Here is a 3,253-nt window from a genome sequence, read left to right as displayed (position 1 = left end):
TTGAATTACGGGTGCCCGATGGATACCAATATTGGCAAATAGCCGCGCTACATATTCCACACTCAACTCAGGATTCACCACAATGCAAGGCTTACTCATGATTTCGTAAACCCGTATTTGCTTGGGGTCTTTACCGTAGGCTATTACCTTATAAACAATATCCGTTTCAGTGACGATCCCATAGGCATCATCATCATGGCGTCGATCCACAACCAGAGCGCGTATTCTTTTTTCTTTCATCAGCCCCACCGCTTCAGCAACTGTTGCTGAACCGCGAATAGTCACTACGTCCTTGGTCATGATATCTTCAGCTTTCATCATTGCTGTAGTCTCCTGGTGAATAAGTACGGTGCGGTGCGTAGATATGGAGTGGCTTGTCATCAGACATCGCATGGAGTGCAGCGCCCTTGTACCGTTTTTCAAATGTTTGCTACAAGCGAATGGGTATCATGGGCGTATCGAAGCATTGCAGCGCACTGTTTAGTAACTAGAGAGTCAATTGGTTGAAATCTTGTCCAGCCACAACACTAAATTAGTGCAGCTGGCAATTTGTGATGATATCCAAAGTGACCAAAGCTCAAAATCTCAGAATTACAACAATTTTCAGTAGGGACGCGCCAGCATTTCTCTATTTCACGAAACAACCAAAATATGTAAAGAGTGAATTTTTGAATAATATGTACTTATTCTTAATGACTAAATAAATACTCAAAGGCTAGGATAAAATTATCGTCTAACTTCGATTGAGGTAGTAACTCAATCCTTGTAAGGCTGTATCATGTTTTGCCACTTGCCAGTAAATTTGTAATACCAGCCATGCCACATCGCCATTATCCCCCGGCCTACTTACGCTATCTCAAAGCTAGGTTATGGAATTTAGGCAAACCTAGTTTTTGGGGCACAGCTATTTTTTTATCTGTGGTAGGGCTGGTGATTCGAGAATACTGGTCTAATCCAAATGTGTTCACTCAAAAGCAAAATAAACAAGTTACTTCCATACAGCCGGAGCAATCCTCACTTTCGGCAGAAGATAAAGCCATTGCTGCTGACATTGATAATTTACCAGCTCTGTATGATGGCTTGAAGCAAGTAAGTTTACCAACAACAGCGACTAACTTCAAGAACAACTCTCAGCCAAATAAAAGCAAAAGCTTATCAGAGGATGTCATTAGCAAAAAACAGTCTTCTAGTGGTGTCAAATCAAATCCTAGTGAGGGGATAGTGAATGATGCATTGGTAGCCCAACAGAAAAATCTTTTTGTATCACAGGCAGAAGATTTATTGCAATTTGGAAAGCTTGATAGTGGCAGCCAGTTTTCAGATGTGAACACTTTAAATGCAGATTCTCAACCAGTAGGTGTAGGACAAACGTCTTCTAGGCTGGGGATAGGATCTAATCAAACTGGTAATAGTCAAAATAGGAACTCAATCAGCCCGTTGCAAACACCAATCAACCAATCTACGAATCAGACGCTGCCAAGTTTGAATAGTACGGGTTTGACTGCGCCTAATGTTGTTGGGCAAACTCCTTATAATGGGGTAAGTTTACAGACTCCAGTTACCAATTATTTACCTAGCCAGACTTTTTCATCTGCGCCAGGGCTAAATACTCAGCCAGGTTATATTCAGCCATCTGTATCAAATGCAACTGCAAATCTCTACAATAATTTAGGTAGCAGTCAGATATTGCCCAACCAGAATGTTTCATCTGTAACAAGGCTAAATACTCAAACTGGTTACATTCAACCAATTGAACTGAATCAACGAATCAATTTTTCAAATTACTTCAATAAGCGGCAGCCATTGCCCAGTCAAGTAGAATTACAACCGCTGGCACAGCCTATTACTTCTACACCTACTAATATTTCACCGTACCCCATCCAAACTCCGAGTCCAAATGTTGCTACATCCACAAGCCCAGTAGTACCTGATAATTACGGTAATTCAATTTGGCAGCAGCCTACTCAACTACCACAGTCTAATTTTTCAGTACCTCGCCAAATTCCAGGACAGTATACAGGTGGTGTTCAGAGTAATGGTTATTCATACTAGTTCAATTCGTAATTCGTAAGGCAGTAAGGTCTTGGGGTTTCACGCCACTCCCCTCAAGTCGGCAAAGCCGCCCACGGGGGTGGCTCCCCAAGTACAGTAACTGCCTAAGCACGAAGCGGTAGCGAGGTACGAGTGTTGGAACGAGTGTCACCCGAAGGGTAATTCGTAATTATGACAGACGTGAAAAAGCTTGATATAGAAGCTTTTCAAAACTTGACTTTATTTCTTCTCTACATCGAATGCTGATTTAAACGAACCACAAAGAACACATAGATGCGTTAGCGGCTTCCCGTTCGCCGTCAGGCGTTACCGCAGGGTAGGGTAGAACACAAAGCAAAGAGGGTTTGAGAAAGTTTTTGCGTCAGTCCTGTAATGTAAGTTTAAACTAGATTACTTAAACTAGCTCTTAAAAGTGACGTAAAACTACACCTTGTAGGGACAATTCATGAATTACCCCTAGATGAAAATAAGGGTTTCGGCTATTGTTTGAGTAAATGCTGTGCTTTTTTGACATAAAATTGGCTGCGAATTCGGCGTTTACTGATATCTACAGGATGAAACCTTACCAACACATCGCTATCGTAGAATGTGGTGAACCACTAATAAAGATTCCTTTAGAACTGTTTGCAGTGGAATCTCCACATCCCTATGAAAAATTAGGTGCGCCTTATGGGGAACATTCGCCTTATTATTTGCGCGAAAGTGTTATTGACAATTTAATCCAAGCCCAAAATTATCTTCATCTGTTGCTTCCTGACTGGCGCATCCAAATCTTTGATGCTTATCGTCCGGTAAGCGTACAGCAGTTTATGGTAGATTACAGCTTTGCACAAGTAATACAGCAACGAGGACTGATTGAGGTGGATTTATCGCCAAACCAACGCCAAGAAATTTGGGAGTTGGTTTATGAAATTTGGGCTGTACCTAGTTTGGATGCACAAACTCCCCCACCCCACAGTACAGGTGCCGCTGTGGATGTAACGTTGGTAAATGACAGAGGACGAATAGTTGATATGGGTTCGGCAATTGATGAATTGTCAGAGCGATCGCATCCCAATTACTATGCCAATAGTTCCCACCCACAGGCTAAACAGTATCATACCCACCGTCAATTGTTACAAAATGTGATGTTAAAAGCAGGATTTCAACGTAATCCTAAAGAGTGGTGGCATTTTTCTTTTGGTGATCAAATGTGGGCTTG

Annotated in this window: 3 protein-coding genes; 2 read left to right on the top strand and 1 reads right to left on the bottom strand. The window is 41.9% G+C overall.

Going from position 1 to position 3,253, the window contains the following annotated elements; genetic code table 11:
• On the bottom strand, window positions 1–321 hold a 321-nt coding region (locus tag I8748_RS16575; protein WP_198125672.1), incomplete at its 3' end, for a CBS domain-containing protein.
• Between the two features lie 495 nt (window positions 322–816).
• Here I8748_RS16575 and I8748_RS16570 point away from each other — a divergent pair.
• Window positions 817–2,052 carry a hypothetical protein gene (locus I8748_RS16570; protein ID WP_198125671.1) on the top strand — a complete coding sequence of 412 codons (1,236 nt, stop codon included), beginning with the start codon at window positions 817–819 and terminating at the stop codon, window positions 2,050–2,052.
• A 554-nt stretch (window positions 2,053–2,606) separates the two neighbouring features.
• Window positions 2,607–3,253, top strand: a 647-nt coding sequence (locus I8748_RS16565; RefSeq protein WP_198125670.1) for a M15 family metallopeptidase, incomplete at its 3' end; no start/stop codon positions are given.

This window comes from Amazonocrinis nigriterrae CENA67, assembly GCF_016056305.1.
Classification (GTDB): domain Bacteria; phylum Cyanobacteriota; class Cyanobacteriia; order Cyanobacteriales; family Nostocaceae; genus Amazonocrinis; species Amazonocrinis nigriterrae.
Note: the sequence above shows the minus strand (reverse complement) of the source record. Positions and strands in the feature narration are given on the sequence as shown.